The organism is Afipia sp. GW821-FHT04G03 (assembly GCF_059419985.1).
In genome coordinates, this window is record NZ_JBWKSV010000001.1 from 615,459 (window position 1) to 638,106 (window position 22,648).

Sequence of the window (22,648 nt, forward strand, 5' to 3'; positions counted from 1 at the left end):
ATTCGGACAGTCATCCTTCGAGGCTCGCAAGAACTCGCACCTCAGGATGACGGTTCAGCGTCCGTCGCATCGGCCAGAAATTATCAGACGTTAGTTCCGCTGGACCATGCATTGTCCGCCGGCGGACTTCAGGTTGACGCAGAACTGCGTCGCCTCCTCGCCTGTCCCGAACGGTCCGACCATGGCGCGATAGAACGTGCCCTTCCCGGCGATGTCGGCGCGGCGGATCGAAACCGACCGTGAGCCGAGAATTCCCGAATACTTGCCTTGCAGCGCCTTGAAGGACGCCCGCGCGTCAGCCTCGGACTTCTGCGACGAGACTTGCACGAAGGCTCCGCTCCCGCTCGCGGCAGGAGGAAGCGCGGCCATCCTGGATCGCGTTTCGGCGGCAGCCGGCTGCGGCGGCGTCAACGCAACCGGTGCATTGGCTTGCGGCGCACCGGTCGAGGCGGTGCTGGCCGGCGCCTGCGTGCGCTGCACCGGAGTTGGAGCCTGGGCACGCGCTGCTGTAGGTGCCGGGGCCGGTGCGGCAGCGGCTTCCGCCTGATCCGGGCGAATGCTCAGGGTGCGAATTTTACGCGGCTCCTCGCCGCTCAATGTCCCGTTGCCGACGCCTGCGCCGGTCGGCCGCGTGTTCATCGACGCGTTGGCCACCGATGGTGGATTGGCGTTCTGGGTCAGCGGAGGAAACACCACGCGCGGCCCGGTCTTGGCGTTGACGTCGACCGGCTGTTCTTCGCGAGACACCATGCGCTCGGCGGTCTTGTCGCCGACGCGGTCGTAGATCTGCTTGCCCGAACTGTCGTTCGCGCCAGCGGCGGGAACAACCTTGTTCGGTCCGGCATCGGCCTTGATGACCGGAGGCTCGCCGCTGCGCGGAGAGCCGACAAAGGTCCGGTAAGCGAAGGCAGCGCCGGTGCCGACAACCGCGAGCAGCAACACCACGACAACCGTCATGGTCCCGCCGCGCCGCGCCTTCGGTGCGTCGTGCTCGAAATTCTCATCGTAGGGCGGCCGGTCATATCCGTCGTCGTAAGCCCCGCCCTGCGCGTAGTCGTCGCGGGCGGGATCGTGGTCGGGCCGTCCGTACAGAACGTCGTCGTACCGGTCGCTCGCGGCCACGTGCTGGCCGCGCGACTGTTCGGACGGCAACGGGTCGTAACCGGAATGATCGAAATGCGGAGCTTGATGGGCCTGGGCCGGATCATGCTGCCCGTCGGCATAACGCGGATCGTAGTGATCCTGCTCGCGATAGACCGGAGCTTGATAGGCAGGCTCTTGCCGCTGGGGCCGACGTCCCGCGGTCAGATTTTGAAGCCAGGACGGACGGGCGACCGGCGCTTCTTCTTCCTGCTCGGCGTAGGTGTCCTGCGCGTCGTATTGATCGTGCTGATCATACTGATCGTGCTGTTCATGCCGTGGCGGCTGGACCTGCGATGACTGGATTTTTGGATCGCGTCCGAAATCGGAGAGCGGATCGGTCTGCCCGATCAGCCGCGCCAGTTCAGCCAGCGGATCGCTCTCGCCCTGCTGCGGGGTGCCTGAATGATCCCGACCGTAGTCGTCATCCGCTGGAAACGGTCTGTCGCGATATTGGTTAGCCATTGCGATGTTGCATCCCCTTCGGGAAAGCGCCGCACCCGTCATTCAAACGGAGCGACCGCTGTTCACGCTGCCGCCACCCGTTTCCCCGCGGCGGTCAAAATCCCCCAACTATCGCATCTCGTCTGGAGCATGGACGCCGAGCACGGCGAGGCCGGAAGCCAGAACCGAGACGACGCCTTGAACCAAGGCAAGTCGCGCGATTGTTACTTCTGCATCATTCTGGATAATGAAGCGTAAATAGGGCAAATCGCGCCCCTTGGTCCAAAGCGCGTGAAATTCACTCGCGAGATCATAGAGGTAAAAAGCGATTCGGTGGGGCTCGTGTGCCACCGCCGCCGCTTCCACGATTCGCGGATAAAGCGCGATCTGCCGGATCAGGCTGAGTTCGACCGGGTCGGAGAGCCGCTCGATCTTCGCCTGACGCAGGAACGCAACGCGCCCTGCTTCATCCTCCGGCAATGATGGAACCGTCTCGCGCGCATTCTTGAAGATCGAATGCCCGCGCGCGTGTCCGTACTGGACATAGAACACCGCGTTGTCCTTCGACTGCTCGATCACCTTGGCGAGATCGAAGTCGAGCACCGCGTCGTTCTTGCGGAACAGCATCATGAAGCGCACTGCATCCGAGCCGACTTCATCGACGACTTCGCGCAGCGTGACGAAATCGCCGGAGCGCTTCGACATCTTCACCGGCTCGCCGTTGCGTAGCAGCTTCACGAGCTGCACGATCTTCACGTCGAGCGTGGCCTTGTTCGCCGTGACTGCCTTGATCGCCGCCTGCACGCGCTTGATGTAGCCGCCGTGGTCCGCGCCCCACACGTCGACCATGTTGAGAAAGCCGCGGTCGACCTTGGTCTTGTGATACGCGATGTCGGAGGCGAAGTAGGTGTACGAGCCGTCGGATTTCTTCAGCGGACGATCGACATCGTCACCGAACGCGGTGGCGCGGAACAGTGTCTGCTCGCGGTCCTCATAGTCCTCGACCGGCGCGCCTTTCGGCGGCGGCAGGCGACCTTCGTAGACATCGCCCTTTTCGCGCAAGCCCGCGATGGTCGCGCCGACGCGGTCGTTGCCGTTCTCGTTGAGCGAACGCTCCGAGAAGAAAACGTCATGTTTGATGTTGAGCGCGGCGAGATCACCCTTGATCATCTCCATCATCATCGCGATGGCTTTGGCACGCACCACCGGCAGCCACTCCGCCTCGGATTGCTTCAGCAGCTTGTCGCCATGCTCTTTCGCAAGCGCCTCACCGACCGGCACAAGATAATCCCCCGGATAAAGCCCTTCCGGAATTTCGCCGATGGCTTCGCCGAGCGCTTCGCGATAGCGCAAGAACGCCGAGCGCGCGAGCACGTCGACCTGCGCGCCCGCGTCGTTGATGTAGTATTCCTTCGTCACGTCGAAGCCGGCGAACGACAGCAGGCTCGCCAGCGCGTCGCCGAACACCGCGCCACGGCAGTGGCCGACATGCATCGGCCCCGTCGGGTTCGCCGAGACGTACTCGACGTTGACCTTCTCGGCTGCACCGGCGGCGCTGCGGCCATAACCGCTGCCCTGCTCCAGCACCGTGCGCAACGCGCCGAACCATGCCGACGTCTTCAGCGTCAGATTGATGAATCCGGGACCGGCGACATCGACGCGCTCGACAATCGGATCGGCGCGAAGTTTGTCGACGATCTTGTCGGCAAGCTCGCGCGGTTTCGCCTTGGCGTCCTTGGCCAGAACCATCGCAGCATTGGTCGCCATGTCGCCGTGGGTTGCGTCACGCGGCGGCTCGACCACGACACGTGCAAGGTCGAGACCTGCGGGCAAAACGCCCTCATCGGCCAGCGCCGCGCACACGCCATGCACGCGTGAAAGCACGTTTGCGAAAAGATGTTGGGAGGAAGCAGTATCCGTCATTCGCCTATAAAAACCAGTTGTCGCGCCGCTTTTCCAAGCCGCCGCCTAACGCAAATCCGGGGTCAAGTCAAAAAGCCGCTGATGCTCGATAATGGCGTATCTGTCGGTCATTCCGGCAATGAAATCGCCGATCCGCCGTGCCCGGCTGGCGTCGTCCTCGTCGCCCTCGTGCGCCAGCCACTCGGCCGGCAGGTCGCCCGGCTCGGCCCGGTAGCGTGCAAAGAGATCGCTCACCACGGTTTCGGCGTCCCGCATCACGCTCATCACGCGCTCGTGGCGATACATCCGCGCCTTGAGGAAGCCCTTGATGGCCGCCTCCGCCTTTTCGGCTTCGGCCGAGAAGCTGACAATCGTGCCGTCATGATTGCGCACATCCGCAACACCGTGCGGCTTCACCACAGCGAGCCGCTTGCGGGTCTCCGAAAACACGTCCTCGATCAGGTACGAGATCAGCTCGCGCACCAGTTCCGCGCCGCGCCTCGCCTCGTCGAGCACGGGATAGCGCGCAATGATGACGGCGTTGATGTCGGCGATCAGCGGGATGGCGCCGAGATCGTCCACCGTGAACAATCCTGCGCGCAGTCCGTCGTCGATGTCGTGCGCGTCATAGGCGATGTCGTCGGCGACGGCGGCCACCTGCGCCTCCAGCGAGGCATGGCTCCACAATTCGAGATCGTGCTGGGCGACATAATCGGAGATGCCGACCGGCACGCCGCGCTCGCGGTAACGCCCCACGGGCTCGCCGTTGCGGTCGATCAGGGGGCCGTTGTGCTTGACGATGCCCTCCAGCGCTTCCCAGGTGAGGTTCAGGCCGTCGAAGGCCGGATAGCGCCGCTCCAGCAAGGTCACCACGCGCAGACTTTGCGCGTTGTGGTCGAAGCCGCCGTGGTCGCGCAGGCATTCGTCCAGCGCCCGCTCCCCGGCATGGCCGAACGGCGGATGGCCGAGGTCGTGGGCCAGCGCCAGCGTCTCGGTCAGGTCCTCGTCGAGGCCGAGCTGCCGCGCCAGCGCGCGGGCGATCTGCGCCACTTCCAGCGTGTGGGTCAGGCGGGTGCGGTAGTGGTCGCCTTCATGAAAGACAAAGACCTGGGTTTTATGCTTCAGACGCCGGAACGCATTGGCGTGGATCACCCGGTCGCAGTCGCGGCGGAAGGCACTGCGCCGCAGGCTCGGGGGCTCGTTGAACCGCCTGCCGCGGCTTTGATCCGGGTCGCAGCCATAGACCACGGGAGGGGCAGCCATTCCGACCGACATGCGAATTATTCTACTTTCGGCGTTTGATTCCGGCGTCCGACGCACTTAACTATGCATTACCGGGACATTCAAACACCCCGGATGTCGGAGACGTCATGACGACCACCGAACTCGCCCCTGCCGGCAATGTCACAATCTCGGAGCGGGCCGCGAAGCGAATCGGCACCATCCTCAAATCAGAGGGTGAAGGCGCGATGCTGCGCATCAGCGTCGAGGGCGGCGGCTGCTCGGGTTTCCAGTACAAGTTCGACGTCGAGCGCGCCAGAGCGGACGACGATCTCGTGATCGAGCGCGACAACGCCGTGGTGCTGGTGGACCCGGCGTCGGTGCCGTTCCTTGCCGGATCGGAAGTGGACTTCGTCGACGACCTGATCGGCGCGTCATTCCGCGTGGTCAATCCGAACGCCACCGCGTCCTGCGGCTGCGGCACGAGTTTCTCGATCTGATTTCTCGACAACCGGATTAGTTGGCGGCGAACAGCCGCCGCGCGTTGCCGTGCGCGATCTGCTTTGCGACCGCAGGCGGCAGCTGTTTGAGCCAGCCGCGGTACTCGGCCATGATCGCGCCGTAGCTGGACCAGCGTTCGCTGATCCATGTGTCCGATCCGAGCAGGAAGCGGTCCGGATATTTCTCGAACATCGCCCGCCATTCCGGGGTGAGCACGCCGCCGGCGCCGGTGATGCCGCTGCGATAGGACAGTTCGCCCCACAGTTGCGGATAGGTCGCGAGCATCGCCGCGACACGCGCCGACGACAGACCGAAGCCGGTATGCGCCCAGATGATTTTCGCGCGCCCGTTGTGACGCATCAGAATCTCGACGGCTTCATCGTCGGCGTGGGCATGGAGGTAGAGATCGTTGGCGACCGCGAAGTCGACGGCCTTCTTCACCCACTCGGTGGCCGCAGCCTTTCCCGACAGATGAAACTCGCCGACGCCGCGATAATAGCCGCGCTTGAATTCCTCCTGCACCAGATCGAAGATCGTCGGGTCGTTGAACCATGTCTGGATGTCGGGCCGGACACGATAGGGCCGGATGAACGGCACCACCCAAAGCCCTTCGGCTTTCGCATCCATCAGCGCGTGGGTGCCGGTGTTGGGGCGGCTGGTCGCGAGAATGCCGGTGACGCGATGCTTCTTGAACAGCGCGAGCACTTCGTCGGGCTGATAGAACGGCGTCGGCTCCCAGTTGTAATGCAGATGAGCGTCGAAGATCTCGATCGGCTCCTCGACTGCGCGGGCGGGCGGCGCGGCAGCCATCGCCATGGCGGCGACAGCGACGTACCACCACCCTCGCATTGTTCTGAATGACATCTGATTCTACTCGGCCGCGGCGACGCGCGGCGGCTCGACGTCCGGCGTGTCCTGCAAGGTCGGATCGAGATGGCGCTTCAGGCGGCGATCGATACGGTCGAGATAAATGTAGATCACCGGCGTGATGAACAGCGTCAGCAGTTGCGACACCAGAAGACCGCCGACCACCGCCACGCCGAGCGGCTGGCGCAGTTCGGCGCCCGCGCCCGTGCCCAGCGCAATCGGCAGCGTGCCGAAGATCGCGGCGAACGTCGTCATCATGATCGGGCGAAAACGCAGCAGCGCCGCTTCGCGGATAGCGTGTTCCGCGCTCAGACCGACGGCACGTCGCCCGATGGCGAAGTCCACCATCATGATCGCGTTCTTCTTCACGATGCCGACCAGCATGACGATGCCGATCATCGCGATCACCGACATTTCCATGTTGAACAGCATCAGCGTCAGGATCGCCCCGATGCCGGCCGACGGCAGACCCGAGATAATTGTGATCGGGTGGATGAAGCTCTCATAGAGAATGCCCAGAATGATGAACGCCGCGAATACGGCGGCGAGAATCAGCACGCCCTGCCCGCGCAGCGAATCCTGGAAGACCTGCGCTGTTCCCGAGAATCCGGTGGCGACGGTCGCCGGAAGATTCGACTCCTGCTCGATCTTGCCAATCTGATCGACGGCGTAGCCGAGCGATGTGCCCGGCTGGAGGTTGAACGAAATCGTCACCGCCGGCTGCTGGCCCTGATGGTTGATCTGCAACGGCCCGACCGTCGGCACCATTTTGGCCACCGCGTCCAGCGGGATCGTCTGATTGTTCGCCGTCTTCACGTACAGCTTGGACAGGTCGGTCGGATCGACCCGGAATTTCGGCTGCACTTCCAGAATGATCTGGTAGTCGTTCGAGGGCATGTAGATCGTGCCCACCTGCCGCGCACCGTAAGCATTGAACAACTGGTTGCGGATCTGATCGGCGGTGACGCCGTAGACGGCGGCTTTCTCGCGGTCGATGTCGACCGTCAGCTGCGGGTTCTTGATGTAAAGATCCGTCGTGACATCCAGCAGCCCCGGCACCTTCGCGATGCGGTCGCGCATTTCCGGCGCGACGCGATACAACGATTCAGTGTCGCCGCTTTGCAGCGTGTACTGGTATTGGCTCTTGGACGCGCGTCCGCCGATGTTCAGGTTCTGGATGCCCTGAAAGAAGGCCTGCAAGCCGGGCACCTGAAGTGCCTTCTGCCGCAGCCGGGACATCACGATCGGAGCAGGCTCCCGCTCGCCCTTCGGTTTCAGGCCGATAAACATCCGCCCGTAATTCGCCGTCGGATTAGGCCCGCCCGATCCGACCGTGCTGTTCACGAATTCGACCGCAGGGTCCGCGCGCAAAATGTCGGCAAGGATTTTCTGCCGCTCGCTCATTGCCATGAACGACGTATCGGTCGCGGCCTCCGTCGTGCCGCTCAGAAACCCGGTATCTTCCTGCGGGAAGAAGCCCTTCGGTACGACGATGTAGAGCCAGATGGTTGCGCCGAGCGTCGCGAACGTCACAACGAGCATGATGGACTTGTAGGCGAGCACACGGTCGAGCGCCCATTCGTAGGCACGCAGCCAGCCGTCGAACATCACCTCGAACCCGCGCAACACGATGTTGGGCTTGTGATGCGGATCGTGCGGTTTCAGGACGCGCGCACACAGCATCGGCGTCAGCGTCAGCGATACGAAGCCGGACACGATGATGGCGACGGAGATGGTCACCGCGAATTCGCGGAACACGCGACCGACGATGCCGCCCATCAACAGCACCGGGATGAAGACGGCGATCAGCGAGAACGTGATCGACAGAATGGTGAAACCGATCTCGCGGGCGCCTTTCAGCGCCGCTTCATACGGTTTCATGCCCTGCTCGATATGACGCACGATATTTTCGAGCATGACGATGGCGTCGTCCACCACGAACCCGACCGACAGCGTGAGCGCCAGCAGCGTCATGTTGTTGATGGAATAATCGAGCGCATACATCACGGCGCAGGTTCCGAGCAGCGAGATCGGAACCGCGAGCGCGGGAATGAAGGTTGCGGACGCCGACCGCAGGAACAGGAAGATCACCACGATCACCAGGCCGACCGCGATCAGCAGGGTCTCTTCCACGTCAGCGACGGATTCACGAACCGACACCGAACGATCCAGCGTGACGTCCATGGTTATGGAAGGCGGAATCTGCGCACGCAGCGACGGCAGCTTGGCCCGCACCGCATCGACGACCGCGACCGTGTTGGCGTCGGGCTGCTTCTGGATCGCCAGCACGATCGAACGGGTGCCGTTGAACCAGGTCGCGGCCTTGTCGTTCTCGACACTGTCGTAGATCTTCGCGACCTCATCGAGCTTGACCGGCGAGCCGTTGCGCCACGCCACTACGACCTGACGGTAGTCGATCGCCTTGTTGAGCTGCCCCGACGCCTGAAGCGCGATATCCTGCTTCGGGCCGTTCAGCGTGCCGACCGGCGTCGATGAATTGGCGCGCGACACCGCCGCGCGAATGTCCTCCAGCGACAAGCCTCTGGCCGCCGCGGCTTCGGGGTCGGCCTGCACGCGGATCGCGAATTTCTGCGGACCGTAGATCAGCACCTGCGCCACGCCCGGAATTTGCGACAACGTCTGGCCGATGGTGATGTCGCCGTATTCGTTGACGGTCGACAGCGGCAGCGTCTCCGAACTCAGCGACACGAACAGCACGGGGAAGTCGGCGGGGTTCACCTTCCGGAAGCTCGGCGGAACGAGCATTTCGACCGGCAGGCGGCGCTGCGCGATGGTCAGCGCGGTCTGCACGTCGAGGGCCGCGCCGTCGATGTTTCGGTTGAGGTCGAACTGAATGATGATCGAGGTCGTGCCCTGCGACGAGGAGGACGACATCGAGGAGATGCCTGCGACGGTCGAGAGCTGGCGCTCGATCGGCCCCGCGACGGAGGCCGCCATCGTGTCGGCGCTTGCACCGGGCAGCGTCGCCGTCACCTGAATGGTCGGGAAATCAACCTTCGGCAGCGCGGAAACCGGCAGCAGCCGAAATCCGAACACGCCGAACGCAATGATCGACGCCGTCATCAGCGTCGTCATCACCGGTCTGCGGATACAAAGCTCCGACAGATTCATGCGCGAGTGTCCCGATCCGCCGTTCGCTTTGCTTTGCAGCGCCTTCCGCAGCGAACGGCGGATCGGAAGGACACTCGAAATCTATATTTGCTAGTGATCCTTTGATTCTAACATTCGCGAGAATGCCTGCTGAGAAGGGACGCGAATGTTAGAATCGGATCACTAGGCTCCGGCCTTGCGGCTGCGCGGCTCGACGGACGTGCCGTTTGACAGCAGCAATTGCCCATCGACCACAATATCTTCCCCGCCTTCCAGCCCGCTGTCGATCACCGAAGTGCCCTGAAACGTGCGACTGATGGTAACGGGCTGCACCTGTGCCTTGCCATCCTTGACGACGAACACGAAGTTCCCGGTCTGGCTGCGCTGGACGCCGACCGACGGCACGACGACCGCATTTTCGGTGCGAACCGTCAGCGTCGTGTTGACGAGAATGCCGGGCCACAACAGCTCGCTCTCGTTGCCCATGCTGCCACGCACGGTCACCATGCCGGTGGTGGGATCGACCGAGTTCTCGACCATCGCAACAACGCCGGTTTCCGATTTGCCGCTGCCCGGGATCGTGGCCGTCACCGACGACTGCCCGTCCTTCATGGCGTCGCGCAGGTCGCTCAGCACCCGCTGCGGGATCGCGAAGGTCACATAGACCGGCGCCATCTGGTTGATGGTGGCGAGGGCCGAGGTATCGGCCGGCCGGACGAAATTACCGACCTTGACCGAGGCGGCGCTGATGCGGCCGCTGATCGGCGCCTTGATGAGGGTGTAGCTTTTCTGAACCTTCAGATTGTCCAGCAGCGCCTGATTGGCCTGAACGGTCGCCGCGGCATTGTCGAGCGCCGTTTTCGCATTGTCGACATTGACCTGCGTTGTCGCGCCTTTCGTAATCAGCTCACCGAAGCGCTTCACATCGCGCTCGGCGGCGACTAGCTGCGACCGGTCACGCGCAAGATTACCTTCCGCCTGCGCAATCTGCGCATCGATCTGGCGCGCATCGAGCGTGAACAGGAGATCGCCCTCCTTCACTCGCGCGCCATCCTGAAAATGAACTTCGACGATTGTGGTTTCGAGACGGGATTTCAGCGCCACGCTGGAAATCGGCGTCACCATTCCGATGGAATCGACATCGACCGGGACGGTCTTTTTCTCGGCTTTCGCGAGTTCGACGGATACGGCACGGGCCCGCTGTGGCGCCTTCGCCGTGGTCGCTCCGCTCATCCACATGCCGCGGGTTGTATAGACAGCGACCGCCGCAACGCAGAGGCCTGCAATCAGCAGGCCGCGTCTTTTGAAAGTCTTTTGCGCCATTTCGTCTCGCAGGTGCAGGCCGTCCATCCCGTGGCAAGCCGTCGTTCCCCGCCCCCTTTTTCACTGGTTTTCCAGCGTTATTTGTCATCGGCTTATCACAGCCGCGCCGGTCATGGTATGCCATACACATGAAATATCACCCACGTAGCTAACGGAACCGAGCATGCGGATCGCCACCTGGAACGTTAACTCTGTCCGTCAGCGGCTCGACCACCTGCTGACATGGCTCAAGGAGCGGTCCCCGGACATCGTCTGCCTCCAGGAAATCAAGTGTCAGGACGAGGCGTTTCCGCGCGAGGCCATCGAGGCGCTCGGCTACAACGTCGTCACCCACGGACAGAAGACGTTCAACGGCGTAGCGCTGTTGTCCAAGTATCGGTTCGACGAAACCACGCCGCGTCTGGGCGGCGATCCGGAGGATCTGCACGCCCGTTTCCTCGAGGGCGTGGTGTCTCATTCAGGCGGAACGCTGCGCATTGCCTGTCTCTACCTGCCCAACGGAAACCCGCCGGAAACAGAAAAATATCCATATAAAATCAAATGGATGGAGCGACTTCTTGAGTATTCGAAAGAGCGCATGAAGGGCGAGCAACCGCTGGTGCTGGCGGGGGACTTCAACGTCATTCCGACGGCGGACGACGTCTACAATCCGGCCGCCTGGGCGGGCGATGCGCTGTTCCTGCCGAAAACCCGAGAGCGCTTCCGCGCCCTGCTCAACCTCGGCCTGACCGATGCGCTCCGCGCGGTGTCCGATCAGCCCGGCCAATACACGTTCTGGGATTATCAGGCCGGCGCATGGCCGAAGAACAACGGCATCCGCATCGACCACCTGCTGCTCTCGCCGCAGGCCAGCGACCGGCTGCGCGATGCCGGCATCGACCGTCACGTCAGGGGCTGGGAAAAGGCGTCGGATCACGTTCCGGTCTGGATCGATCTGGATCTGAACTGAACGCAACGGCCATCAAGACGTCATCAAGCCAGCGAAGATTGCATCGACTTAACGAAGGTTGCCGCCTCAGGAGAAGCAGTCATGCCGGGTACCGTTCGATTGCACCGCGTTCTGCCAACGAAGCCCGACAAGGTCTATCGCGCCTTCATCGAGGCGGACGCCATGGCGAAGTGGCTCCCGCCCAACGGCTTTACCTGCACCGTCGATCATTTCGACGCAAAGGTCGGCGGCACCTTCAGGATGTCATTCCGCAATTTCACCACGGGCATGAGCCATTCGTTCGGCGGAGAATATCTGGAGCTCGTGCCCGGCAAGCGGGTGCGCTACACGGACAAATTCGACGATCCCAATCTGCCCGGCGAAATGCAGGTGACGGTGGAGATCAAGCAGGTCTCCGTCGGGACCGAAATCAATATCGTGCAGGAAGGCATTCCCGACGCCATTCCAGTGGAGGCCTGCTATCTCGGCTGGCAGGAGTCGTTGAAAAATCTGTCGCGTCTGGTCGAGCCCGAGATCAATCAGTAGCGAAGTGCCGGGCCAATCGAGAGCCCTGCCCACTCAGTCCCGGCGGCCCTGAACCCAGCGCTCGAGCATCTGCAAGGCCATTGCCCGGTCATCCTCGGACGCCTTGGCCATCGCGGTCTTGTAGCTGTCCTTGATCCAGGTCTCGTCCGGCGTGGCGCTGTCCTGCGCCAGCGTCAGCCACATCAGGCCGCGCGCGGCCTGCCGCTGCAGGCGGTCGCCGTTGAACAGCATCTGGCCGAGCAGCGCCTGCGCCTGATGCTGGCCCTTCTGCGCCGAAAGCGCGAGCCAGCGCACGCCGTATTTCGCGTCACGCGGCGCGCCAACGCCGTCGAGGTACATCCGGGCCAGATTGTACTGCGCCTCGGCATTGCCGAAATACGACGCCGCGTAGGCGAACATTTCCCGCGCCCGCTCCGGATCGGCTTTCACCTGACTGTTCGGAATGCCGGACACGAAGTAGCGGCCCAGCGCGACAAACGCATTGGCGACGATGGTGGCCTGAGGCGCCGACGGGCTGTCCTCGGCATGGGCGTTGGCGATCTTGCTGAAATAGTCGTAGGCGCGCAGATCGTCCCGCGCGACGCCGTCGCCCTTGGCGTACATGCGCCCGAGCTTCCACTGCGCCACCGGATGACCGCCTTCGGCGGCATACTGCAAGGCCGTCAAGGCGCTCGCCTGCTGGGGAATTTCACCGGGCGGAACCGGCTTCTTCAAAACCGGAACGCCGGTTGGAGCGGCAACCATCGGCAATGCGGCTTCCTGATTGCCCGGCGCGCTGCCTTCAAAGGCAGCGGCCGGACCCATCGCGAAAATCGCGACGGTCAGGGCAGCAGCAATGCCAATGCGCTCAGATGTCCGCATAACACACTTTCTCACCACCCCCGCCGGGATGGGTCACAGCGCCTTTAACCGCAGGTCCCACCTGCTGGGCATATTTCCAGAGCACGCCGGAGCCGACCGAGGTTTCGCGTGGCTTCCAGGCTTTCCTGCGCTCGGCCAGTTCGGCATCGGTCAGCTTCACATTGAGTGTGCCGTTGACCGCATCGAGTTCGATGATGTCGCCATCACGGATCAGGCCGATGGGACCGCCGACGGCCGCCTCCGGTCCGACATGGCCGACGCAGAAACCGCGGGTGGCGCCCGAAAAACGTCCGTCGGTGATGAGCGCGACCTTGCCGCCCATGCCCTGCCCGGTCAGCGCCGCAGTGGTCTGGAGCATTTCACGCATACCCGGGCCGCCCCTGGGGCCCTCGTAGCGGATCACAATGACGTCGCCTTCCTTGTAGGTCTTCTTGTTCACGGATTCGAACGCGTCTTCTTCGCAATCGAAGCAGCGCGCGGGTCCCGTGAACTTCAGCACCGACATTCCAGCGACTTTCACGATCGCGCCGTCGGGCGCGAGATTGCCCTTCATGCCGACGACGCCACCGGTGACGGTGATCGGATTATCGGCTGAACGAACCACGTCCTGATGCGGATTCCATTTCACGCTCTTGAGGTTCTCGGCGATCGTGCGTCCGGTGACCGTCATGCAGTCGCCGTGCAAGAAACCGTTGTCCAACAGCGTCTTCATCAGCAGTGGTATGCCGCCAGCCTCGAACATATCTTTGGCGACATAACGACCGCCGGGCTTCAAATCCGCGACATACGGTGTCTTTTTGAAGATTTCGGCGACGTCGAACAAATCGAAGTCGATCCCGCATTCGTGAGCCATGGCCGGCAGATGCAGCGCAGCATTCGTTGAGCCGCCCGATGCCGCGACAACCGCCGCGGCGTTTTCCAATGACTTGCGGGTCACGATGTCGCGCGGACGAATGTTCTTGGCGATCAGCTCCATGATCTTTTCGCCGGCGGCCATGCAGAATGCGTCACGGATTTCGTAAGGGGCCGGTGCGCCGGCCGAGTACGGCAGCGCAAGGCCGATGGCTTCGGAGACGGTCGCCATGGTGTTGGCGGTGAACTGTGCGCCACAGGCGCCCGCCGACGGGCACGCCACGCGCTCGATTTCGTCCAGATCCTCGTCCGACATCTCGCCGACCGAATGCTTGCCGACCGCCTCGAACATGTCCTGAACGGTGACCTGCTGGCCGCGGAAATTGCCGGGCAGGATCGAGCCGCCATAGATGAAAATCGACGGCACATTGAGGCGCAGCATGGCCATCATCATGCCGGGCAAGGACTTATCGCAGCCGGCAAGCCCGATCAGGGCGTCATAGGCATGGCCGCGGACGGTCAATTCCACCGAATCCGCGATGGTTTCGCGGGATGGCAGCGACGAGCGCATGCCATCGTGGCCCATGGCGATGCCGTCGGTGACGGTGATGGTGCAGAACTCGCGCGGGGTGCCGTTGGCCGAGGCGACGCCCTTCTTGGCGGCCTGCGCCTGGCGCATCAGGGAAATGTTGCAGGGAGCCGCTTCATTCCAGCAGGACGCCACGCCGACGAACGGCTGGTGGATCTGCTCGGTGGTGAGGCCCATGGCGTAAAGGTAGGAGCGATGCGGCGCGCGCGCGGGCCCCTCCGTGACGTGACGGCTTGGAAGTCTCGCCTTGATGTTGGTCTTTGCGTCCATCGTGAACCCTTACCCGCAGCCACCCGTGACATCCGGAAACCTCCTTATAAAAAGCAGGATTTTCCAATACCTTCGCGAATGCTGTGGCACTTAGCCTACGAAGGAATGATCTCATGGAGGCGTGTGGCTAAATCGCGGCACACGCAAGTGCTTGCTGAGGCGAGGGTTAAATGTTCACCAAGTGTTGTAGCCAAGCCACATTCGTTGCACCGCGGCAACGACGCGGCGCCGATCAGTTCGACAAGTCAGGCTGGATTTAGACGGCTACCTGCCGCGGATCATGCGCCATGCGAACAGCAGGATGACCGCTCCCACCGACGCCGAAATGAGCGTGCGCCAGAAGCCGAATACCTGCACTTGCGCAATCTCGGCCAGCTTCGCGCCGACGAACGCGCCGCAGACGCCGACCAGAATGTTGGTGAAGATGCCGTGATCCGAGGACGTCACGCGTTCGGCGATCCATCCGGCGATGGCGCCGATCAGGAGCATCGTGAAGAAGCCAACGCCCGGCTGGCTCAAAAATGCTTGTGCGTCGTTCACGAAACCCTCCCCGATCAATCCTCAGGGACGGAGTTTAGCGCGGCGCCGCCTCCGCGCGAACGACAATAAAATGAAACCCACATGAAAAAGACCGGCCCCTAGGCCGGCCTTTTTCAGATCGACGGTAAGGACGTCGCTTACGTCTTCTTTTCCATGCCGCCCTTTTTCATCTTGGACTTCGACATCTTCTTTTTCTTCATCTTGTTCATCGAATTCATGCCGGTGTCGGAACCTGCTGTCTGACCGGTCACGTTGGTTTGGTTGCTGGCCGGAGCACCGGGCCGGTCCATCCCGGAGGCCTGGGCGAAAGCGCCACTCACGGACGACAGACCAATCGCAGCAGCACAGATCGAGCTTAGAACAATATTTCGCATCGATACCTCCTGTCGGAACCACCAACCTCAATCCCGGCAAAAGGCAGTTGTTCCCGCCTGTTCGCAAATCTGTGATCGACGCCGCGGCGCCGCGTTGCTCACATGTTGAGGACGCGCCCGTAGGCGTCGAGCACCGCTTCTTTCATGGTTTCCGAGATGGTCGGATGCGGGAAGATGGTGTGGAACAGTTCTTCCTCGGTGGTCTCCAGATTCATCGCGACCACGAACCCCTGAATCAGTTCGGTGACTTCCGATCCGACCATGTGCGCGCCGAGCAACTGGCCCGTCTTCTTGTCGAAGATCACTTTCACCATGCCCTGGTCTTCGCCCTGTGCGATGGCCTTGCCGTTGCCCACAAACGGAAAACGCCCGACGCGGACATCCTTGCCCGCCTCCTTCGCCTTTGCCTCGGTGAGACCGACCGATGCGATCTGCGGGTGGCAATAGGTGCAGCCCGGGATCAGCAGCTTGTCCATCGGATGCGGATGCATTCCCTTGATGGCTTCGACGCAAATGACGCCCTCATGCTCGGCCTTGTGCGCCAGCATCGGCGGACCGGCGACGTCGCCGATGGCATAGATGCCGGGCACGTTGGTCTTGCCGTAACCGTCGATGACGATGCAGCCGCGATCGGTCTTCACACCAAGCTTCTCAAGCCCGAAGCCTTCGATATTGCCGACCACGCCGACCGCGGAAATCACGCGATCGACTTCCATCGTCACCGGCTTGCCCTTGCCGTCGTCGATGGTGGCCACCACGCTGTCGGCCTTCTTGTCGAGCTTGGTGACCTTTGTGTTGGCGAGAACCTTGATGCCCTGCTTCTCGAACTGCTTGCGCGCAAAGCCCGCGATCTCCGCGTCCTCGACCGGCAGGATCTGCGGCAGCACTTCGACCACCGTCACTTCCGCGCCCATGGTGCGATAGAACGACGCGAACTCGATACCGATGGCGCCGGAGCCCACGACCAGCAGCGACTTCGGCATCTTGTCCGGGTTCATCGCCTCGAAGTAGGTCCAGACCAGCTTCTTGTCGGGCTCCAGACCCGGCAGCACGCGCGGACGCGCGCCGGTCGCAACGATGATGTGCTTGGCGGTGTAGGCGCCCTCGCCCAGCGCGCCCTTGGGTGCTGCGGCTTCAGTTTTCTTCACCGTGAACTTGCCGCCGCCATCGAGAGTAGCCTCGCCCCAGATGATCGTGATCTTGTTCTTGTTCATCAGGTATTCGACGCCGCCGTTGAGGCGCTTCACCACGCCGCGCGAGCGCGCAATGACGGCTTTCGGATCGAACGAGACGTTGTCCGCCGACAGGCCGTAATCCTTGGCGTGTTTCATGTAGTGGTAGATTTCCGCCGAGCGCAGCAGCGCCTTGGTCGGAATGCAGCCCCAGTTGTTGCAGATGCCGCCGAGATACGCCTTCTCGACAATGGCGGTCTTGAAACCGAGTTGCGCGGCGCGGATGGCCGTTACATAGCCGCCGGGTCCCGAACCGATCACGACAACGTCAAAAGATGTATCAGCCATAAAGAACTCCATTCGCCCGATAGCGCACTATTGTTGGTAGTAGTCTTGCACTGTTGCCCACGCGACGTCCTGCAGAAACGCCGCGGTTTTATCATCAAGGTCTGCGTGATATTTATTGCCGACCGGCGAGCGCCGATAGACCGAGGCCATCACGACGCAGGCGGCCAGATAGGTGCCTGCCAGACTTGGATGGCTCTTGTCCGGCACATGGAGCGCGAGTTCCGGACGCTGGGTTCGCGCCTGCGCAAATGCCAGACCGGCGGGAATCACGAGCGCGTCGTTCTCGTTGCCCGCAGCCGTGTAAGCATCCGCCAGCTTTTCGATCATGTCGGGCTTGTCGGCATAGGCCCATGTCATGAACAGGATGGGCTGCGCGTTGTGCTTGCGCACGATTGCAACATCTTTCGCGACGGTCTTCGCGAACACCACCTTGCGGTCGATAGCGCACCAGCTGCAGTCCGCCATGATCACGGCGTCGAATTCGTTGCGCCCATGCGACGAAAGAAGCCTGTCTACATCGTGCATGGTCAGCGACGCGCCGCTGATGGTCGCAGAGGTTGCTGTGTATTTGCCGGCGGGGTCGGCACTGCGCAACAGGTTGAGCACATGATCATGCAAACTGTTGTTGTAGTAGAAATAGCTGTTGCCGATGAACAGCACCGACTGGGGTGCGTGGGACAGCTTTACGACCTTCGGACGCGCCAGCGCATTCGCCATGGTGCTCGCGCACAGGATCATGACCGCAACCGCGGATAGCGTCCATCCAGCCGATCCGATGGTCAGGGAGTTCCTCAGCGGACGCCTCCACTGAAAGACGTGTCGGCGACTTTCCCGGGTTCGAGCCAGTTCGCGAAACGCCGGAGCACGGCCCATGGCACAACCAGGGTGAGGACGATGGGAATGGCGATCTGCAGAATTTCCTGAATGTCGGGCTCGCGGATGTCATGAAACTCACGAACCGAGATGTCCGAATACTTCAACATCACGACCAGCAACAGGAACGGCACGAGTGGCACCAGCAGCGCGATATTCAGGGCCTGCGCGCGGCCTTTCCAGAACACGGCGACCGTGAAACAGATCAGCGCAACAGCGCCGAAGATTGGCGTGTAGATAAACCCGATAGCCTTGATCATCGAACAGGACAGTTGCTCGCCGGTGCACGGCCGCAGCAGGTTCGCGGCGAAACCGAAAGCGAATGCGGCCCCCAGACCGAGCGCGCAGGCCAGAGCGATGATCAGAAACCGGCGCATGCGCGCTCCCGGCCTACACGACCATCATCACCGGATTTTCGATCAGCTTCTTGAACGCGGTGATCAGTTCCGCGCCGAGCGCGCCGTCGATAGCGCGGTGATCGCAGGACAGCGTCACGCTCATCATGCTCGCCGCCACGATCTGACCGTTGCGCACGACTGCGCGATCCTCGCTGGTGCCGACGGCAAGGATCGAGGATTGCGGCGGGTTGATCACGGCCGTGAAGTCCTTGATGCCGTACATGCCGAGGTTCGACACCGACGACGTGCCGCCCTGATATTCGTTCGGCTTGAGCTTCTTGCCCTTGGCGCGCGCGGCGAGATCCTTCATCTCGGCGGAGATCGCCGACAGCGTCTTGATCTCGGCCTGCCGGATGATCGGCGTGATCAAGCCGAACGGCAACGCAACCGCGACGCCGATGTCGGAATGCTTGTGACGAAGCATCGCGGCTTCGGTCCACGATACGTTGGCTTCGGGAATTTTCTGCAACGCCAGCGCCATCGCCTTGATGACAAAATCGTTGACCGACAGCTTATAGAGCGGCTTGCCGTCCTTGTCCTTGCCGGCGGCCGCGTTGATGTCCTCGCGCGCGGCATTGAGCTTGCCGAGGTCGCAGTCCACCGTGAGATAGAACGTCGGCATCGAATTCGTCGCAGCGGTAAGGCGCTGCGCGATGGTCCGGCGCATCGAATCGTGCGGGATGCTTTCGTATTTGCCCTCATCATACAGCGCGAGAATCTGCTGATCGGACATCGCGGGAGCAGCGCCCCCTGCGATTGCCGCAGCCGGAGCACCCGCAGCGGCAGGCTTGAGACCCTGTCCGGATTTGGCCTGATCGACGTCGCGCGCGACGACGCGGCCATGCGGACCCGATCCGTTGACGCGCGACACGTCGATGCCGGCTTCCTTGGCAAGGCGACGCGCCAATGGCGACGCGAACACGCGCGCGCCGTTGTTCGATGCAGGTGCCGCGGCGGGCGCTGCTGGTGGAGCGGCTTTCGCAGGTGCCGGCGCGGCAGCTTGTGCAGCGGGCGCGGCGGCAGGCGCTGCGGCTTTCGGAGCCGGTGCGGACGCTTCTGATTTTGCAGGCGGCGCGGACGCAGCCCCTGCTCCCGCAGCTTTCACGTCCTCGCCGTCGCCGGCGAGAACCGCGATGATGTTGTTGACCGGCACGTCCTGCGTGCCTTCCGGCACCAGAATTTTGGCAATCGTGCCTTCATCGACGGCCTCGACTTCCATCGTGGCCTTGTCGGTCTCGATCTCGGCGATCACGTCACCGGACTTGACCTTGTCGCCCTCTTTCTTGAGCCACTTGGACAGGTTGCCCTTTTCCATCGTGGGAGACAGCGCAGGCATCAGAATATTGATCGGCATGATCCTGGTCCTGCTCTCTTAGCGATAACAAACGGCTTTGGCGGCGGCGACGACTTCGGCCACCGTCGGCAATGCAAGCTTTTCAAGGTTGGCCGCGTAAGGCATCGGCACGTCCTTGCCCGATACGCGCGCGACCGGCGCGTCGAGATAATCGAACGCCTGCTCCATGATCCGCGCGGCGATTTCCGCGCCGACGCCGGACTGCTGCCAGCCTTCCTCGACCACGACCGCGCGCGAGGTCTTCTTCACCGAATTGATGATCGTCTCGGTGTCCATCGGGCGCAGCGTGCGCAGGTCAATGACTTCGGCTTCGATGCCTTCCTTGGCGAGTTCGTCGGCGGCACCCAGCGCGTAGGTCATGCCGTTCGACCACGCGATCAGCGTCACGTCCTTGCCGGCACGCACGATGCGCGCCTTGCCGATTGGAATGACGTAATCGTCAAGCTTCGGCACGTCGCCGGTGTGGCCATAGAGAATTTCGTTTTCGAGGAAGATCACCGGGTTGGGATCGCGGATCGCGGCTTTCAAAAGCCCCTTCGCGTCCGCCGCCGAATACGGCGTGACGACCTTGAGGCCGGGAATCTGCGAGTACCACGCCGAATAATCCTGGCTATGCTGTGCAGCGACGCGCGCGGCGGGGCCGTTCGGACCGCGGAATACGATGGAGCAACCCATCTGGCCGCCGGACATATAGAGCGTCTTCGCAGCCGAGTTGATGATCTGGTCGATCGCCTGCATCGCGAAGTTGAACGTCATGAATTCGACGATGGGCTTGAGGCCCGCCATCGCTGCGCCCACGCCGACGCCGGCAAAGCCGTGCTCGGTGATCGGTGTATCGATCACGCGGCGCGCGCCGAACTCCTGCAGCAGTCCCTGCGTGATCTTGTAAGCGCCCTGATACTCGGCGACTTCCTCGCCCATCACGAACACGTCCTCGTCGCGGCGCATTTCCTCGGCCATCGCGTCACGGAGCGCTTCGCGCACCGTCATCTTCACCATCTCGGTGCCGGGCGGCACTTCGGGGTCCGGCTCGACCGGGGCCGCAGGAGCGGCAACCAGAGCAGGCGCGCTGATCTGGGGCTTGCCTTCTCCGACAGGTGAGCGGGACTCTTCAACTTCCTGCTTAACATTAGCTGCAGGTTCAGTGGCCTTAGCCGCAGCGGCTGCAGGGGCCTTACCCAGATCCGCCGCGCTTTCGCCGTCGCTCAGGATGGTCGCGATCGGCGTGTTGACCGCGACGTCGTTGGTGCCTTCGGCGATCAGGATTTTGCCGAGCGTTCCCTCGTCGGTCGCCTCGACTTCCATCGTGGCTTTGTCGGTTTCGATCTCGGCGATGACATCGCCGGACTTGATGGCTTCACCCTCTTTTTTCAGCCACTTGGAAAGGTTGCCCTTCTCCATCGTCGGCGAAAGCGCGGGCATCAGAACTTGAATCGGCATGGTCGCTCCGGACTAACTTGCGCGAACTGCGCGCGCTTATCGGTAAATGTCGGTGTAAAGCTCGGACGCGTCCGGCTCAGGCGCATGCTGGGCGAAATCGGCGGCCTCATTGACGATCTCGCGCACTTCCGCGTCGACCGCCTTCAAGTCCTGTTCGCCGACCTTGAGGTCGAGCAAACGCTGTCTCACCTGCTCGATGGGATCGCTGTCATGGCGGACCTTGTCCACTTCCTCGCGCGTCCGGTACTTCGCAGGGTCGGACATCGAGTGACCGCGATAGCGATAAGTCTGCATCTCCAGGATGTACGGCCCGTTGCCTTCGCGGCACCACTGCACCGCCTTGTCGCCCGCTGCCTTCACCGCCCGGACGTCCATGCCGTCGACCTGTTCGCCCGGAATGTTGAACGACGCGCCGCGCTTGGAGAAATCGGTCTGCGCCGACGAACGGGAAACCGAAGTGCCCATGGCGTAACGGTTGTTCTCGATGACGTAGATCACGGGAAGCTTCCACAGCTCCGCCATGTTGAAGCTCTCGTACACCTGCCCCTGATTGGCAGCGCCGTCGCCGAAATAGGCAATGCTGACATTGTTGTTGCCGCGATAGCGGTTGGCGAAAGCGAGACCGGTGCCGAGCGGAACCTGTGCACCGACGATGCCATGACCGCCGTAGAAGTTCTTCTCCTTGCTGAACATGTGCATGGAGCCGCCCTTGCCCTTGGAATAACCGGCTTCGCGTCCGGTCAACTCCGCCATCACGCCCTTGGGATCCATGCCGCACGCCAGCATATGGCCGTGGTCGCGGTAGCTGGTGATGATCTGGTCGCCTTGCTCAAGGGACATCTGCATGCCGACCACGACCGCTTCCTGGCCGATGTAGAGATGGCAGAAACCGCCGATCGCGCCCATTCCGTAAAGCTGGCCTGCCTTCTCCTCGAAACGGCGGATCAGCATCATGTCGCGAAATGCGCGAAGCTCCTGCTCCTTGGTAAAACTCAGATTGTTGGGATTGCGGGAACCGTTGCCAGCGTCCTTGGCGGCGCTTTTCTTCGAGGCCGGTTCTTTTTGGGGAGCCGAGTCTTTCTGGGAAACCATGTCATGTCCGGATGAGAGAGCGGATGTAACCCTCTCTACTCCAACTCACATCGCCATGAAAGGATTGCGTATGCTGCAAATTCGCGCGCTCATATCGCAATGCAGCGAGCGCAATTTTAGACTCGAAAGCGAACGATTTTTGAAATTTGAAACCTAGTTCTGGCCGATCATCTTCACCAGATCGCGCGGATGCACGTAGTCGAGCTGATAACGCGCACGTTCGTCGAGCATGTCGGGGTCGACCCGATCCGAACGAAGCAGCGCAACGCGCTTTTCGGCGGCGGCGCGCTCGGTTTTGAGTCGGGCCAATTCTGCGGTCAGCAACACAATTTCCTGATCAAGCTCCTGCCGGGCATTCAGACCGTATTTGCCTGTGTAGGCATTGACGCCGAAATAGGCGATCAGCCCCGCCGCGATCGTATAGAGCGCGAGGCCGGTCATGATGGCTTTGAGTCGCGAGCGTGAGACCATGCCGCACGATGCGATAACCCGGTTAATCGAA

At 62.2% G+C, this 22,648-nt stretch carries 21 protein-coding genes; 4 read left to right on the forward strand and 17 right to left on the reverse strand.

From position 1 onward, the window contains the following. Positions 1-90: 90 nt before the first annotated feature. The 3 genes from AC07UB_RS03060 to AC07UB_RS03070 form a co-directional block, all read right to left on the reverse strand. A complete protein-coding gene (locus tag AC07UB_RS03060; protein ID WP_494652203.1) occupies positions 91-1,605 on the reverse strand; it encodes an SPOR domain-containing protein in 1,515 nt (504 codons plus the stop codon). Positions 1,606-1,713: 108 nt separating this feature from the next. Then, positions 1,714-3,507 (reverse strand): arginine--tRNA ligase, encoded by a 1,794-nt coding sequence (gene argS / locus AC07UB_RS03065; protein ID WP_494652202.1) that lies wholly within the window; start codon positions 3,505-3,507, stop codon positions 1,714-1,716. A 45-nt stretch (positions 3,508-3,552) separates the two neighbouring features. Continuing rightward, the gene (locus tag AC07UB_RS03070) at positions 3,553-4,761 is read right to left on the reverse strand and encodes a deoxyguanosinetriphosphate triphosphohydrolase (RefSeq protein WP_492789092.1); all 1,209 of its coding nucleotides are present in this window, start codon (positions 4,759-4,761) and stop codon (positions 3,553-3,555) included. A gap of 95 nt (positions 4,762-4,856) precedes the next feature. Here AC07UB_RS03070 and erpA point away from each other — a divergent pair, with 95 nt between their 5' ends. Then, positions 4,857-5,207, forward strand: a complete 351-nt coding sequence (gene erpA, locus AC07UB_RS03075) for an iron-sulfur cluster insertion protein ErpA (protein ID WP_492789091.1) — start codon at positions 4,857-4,859, stop codon at positions 5,205-5,207. Positions 5,208-5,223: 16 nt separating this feature from the next. Here erpA and AC07UB_RS03080 read toward each other — a convergent pair whose 3' ends face one another. From AC07UB_RS03080 to AC07UB_RS03090, 3 genes are all read right to left on the reverse strand, one after another. Then, positions 5,224-6,072: an amidohydrolase family protein gene (locus AC07UB_RS03080; protein WP_492789090.1), complete on the reverse strand. Its 849-nt coding sequence runs from the start codon at positions 6,070-6,072 to the stop codon at positions 5,224-5,226. Positions 6,073-6,078: 6 nt separating this feature from the next. Next, the gene (locus AC07UB_RS03085; RefSeq protein WP_494652201.1) at positions 6,079-9,207 is read right to left on the reverse strand and encodes an efflux RND transporter permease subunit; all 3,129 of its coding nucleotides are present in this window, start codon (positions 9,205-9,207) and stop codon (positions 6,079-6,081) included. 162 nt (positions 9,208-9,369) lie between these two features. Then, a complete protein-coding gene (locus tag AC07UB_RS03090) occupies positions 9,370-10,509 on the reverse strand; it encodes an efflux RND transporter periplasmic adaptor subunit (protein WP_492789088.1) in 1,140 nt (379 codons plus the stop codon). 163 nt (positions 10,510-10,672) lie between these two features. Between AC07UB_RS03090 and xth the strand changes: the two genes are divergently transcribed. After that, positions 10,673-11,458 (forward strand): exodeoxyribonuclease III, encoded by a 786-nt coding sequence (gene xth / locus AC07UB_RS03095; RefSeq protein ID WP_492789087.1) that lies wholly within the window; start codon positions 10,673-10,675, stop codon positions 11,456-11,458. A gap of 81 nt (positions 11,459-11,539) precedes the next feature. Continuing rightward, positions 11,540-11,983, forward strand: a complete 444-nt coding sequence (locus AC07UB_RS03100; protein ID WP_494652199.1) for an SRPBCC family protein — start codon at positions 11,540-11,542, stop codon at positions 11,981-11,983. 33 nt (positions 11,984-12,016) lie between these two features. Here the strand turns inward: AC07UB_RS03100 and AC07UB_RS03105 are convergent, their stop codons facing one another. The 6 genes from AC07UB_RS03105 to AC07UB_RS03130 form a co-directional block, all read right to left on the reverse strand. Beyond that, complete coding sequence (locus AC07UB_RS03105; protein ID WP_494652198.1) at positions 12,017-12,844, reverse strand: tetratricopeptide repeat protein; 828 nt, start codon at positions 12,842-12,844, stop codon at positions 12,017-12,019. Beyond that, positions 12,831-14,555 (reverse strand): dihydroxy-acid dehydratase, encoded by a 1,725-nt coding sequence (gene ilvD, locus AC07UB_RS03110; protein ID WP_492789084.1) that lies wholly within the window; start codon positions 14,553-14,555, stop codon positions 12,831-12,833. Before ilvD ends, AC07UB_RS03105 begins: the two co-directional genes overlap by 14 nt. Before the next feature lie 264 nt (positions 14,556-14,819). Further along, positions 14,820-15,095, reverse strand: coding sequence for a GlsB/YeaQ/YmgE family stress response membrane protein (locus AC07UB_RS03115; RefSeq protein WP_492789083.1), 276 nt, complete (start codon positions 15,093-15,095; stop codon positions 14,820-14,822). Between the two features lie 137 nt (positions 15,096-15,232). After that, positions 15,233-15,469, reverse strand: a complete 237-nt coding sequence (locus tag AC07UB_RS03120; protein WP_492789082.1) for a hypothetical protein — start codon at positions 15,467-15,469, stop codon at positions 15,233-15,235. 98 nt (positions 15,470-15,567) lie between these two features. Further along, on the reverse strand, positions 15,568-16,989 hold the full coding sequence (gene lpdA / locus AC07UB_RS03125) for a dihydrolipoyl dehydrogenase (protein ID WP_494652196.1): 1,422 nt from the start codon (positions 16,987-16,989) through the stop codon (positions 15,568-15,570). Between the two features lie 27 nt (positions 16,990-17,016). Next, positions 17,017-17,706, reverse strand: coding sequence for a hypothetical protein (locus AC07UB_RS03130; RefSeq protein ID WP_494655261.1), 690 nt, complete (start codon positions 17,704-17,706; stop codon positions 17,017-17,019). On the opposite strand from AC07UB_RS03130, the gene AC07UB_RS03135 reads away from it, so the two are divergent. Continuing rightward, positions 17,639-17,800 carry a hypothetical protein gene (locus tag AC07UB_RS03135; RefSeq protein ID WP_494655262.1) on the forward strand — a complete coding sequence of 54 codons (162 nt, stop codon included), beginning with the start codon at positions 17,639-17,641 and terminating at the stop codon, positions 17,798-17,800. The genes AC07UB_RS03130 and AC07UB_RS03135 overlap by 68 nt on opposite strands. On the opposite strand, the gene AC07UB_RS03140 is transcribed toward AC07UB_RS03135, so the two are convergent. From AC07UB_RS03140 to AC07UB_RS03160, 5 genes are all read right to left on the reverse strand, one after another. Beyond that, on the reverse strand, positions 17,781-18,239 hold the full coding sequence (locus AC07UB_RS03140; protein ID WP_494652192.1) for a hypothetical protein: 459 nt from the start codon (positions 18,237-18,239) through the stop codon (positions 17,781-17,783). The two genes, AC07UB_RS03135 and AC07UB_RS03140, sit on opposite strands and share 20 nt — an antisense overlap. Before the next feature lie 13 nt (positions 18,240-18,252). Beyond that, the gene (locus tag AC07UB_RS03145) at positions 18,253-19,614 is read right to left on the reverse strand and encodes a pyruvate dehydrogenase complex dihydrolipoamide acetyltransferase (RefSeq protein ID WP_492789078.1); all 1,362 of its coding nucleotides are present in this window, start codon (positions 19,612-19,614) and stop codon (positions 18,253-18,255) included. A gap of 18 nt (positions 19,615-19,632) precedes the next feature. Continuing rightward, a complete protein-coding gene (locus tag AC07UB_RS03150; protein ID WP_494652190.1) occupies positions 19,633-21,054 on the reverse strand; it encodes a pyruvate dehydrogenase complex E1 component subunit beta in 1,422 nt (473 codons plus the stop codon). A gap of 36 nt (positions 21,055-21,090) precedes the next feature. Then, the gene (pdhA, locus tag AC07UB_RS03155; RefSeq protein ID WP_492789076.1) at positions 21,091-22,146 is read right to left on the reverse strand and encodes a pyruvate dehydrogenase (acetyl-transferring) E1 component subunit alpha; all 1,056 of its coding nucleotides are present in this window, start codon (positions 22,144-22,146) and stop codon (positions 21,091-21,093) included. 153 nt (positions 22,147-22,299) lie between these two features. Then, positions 22,300-22,617: an FtsB family cell division protein gene (locus tag AC07UB_RS03160; RefSeq protein ID WP_492789075.1), complete on the reverse strand. Its 318-nt coding sequence runs from the start codon at positions 22,615-22,617 to the stop codon at positions 22,300-22,302. Positions 22,618-22,648 lie beyond the last annotated feature (31 nt).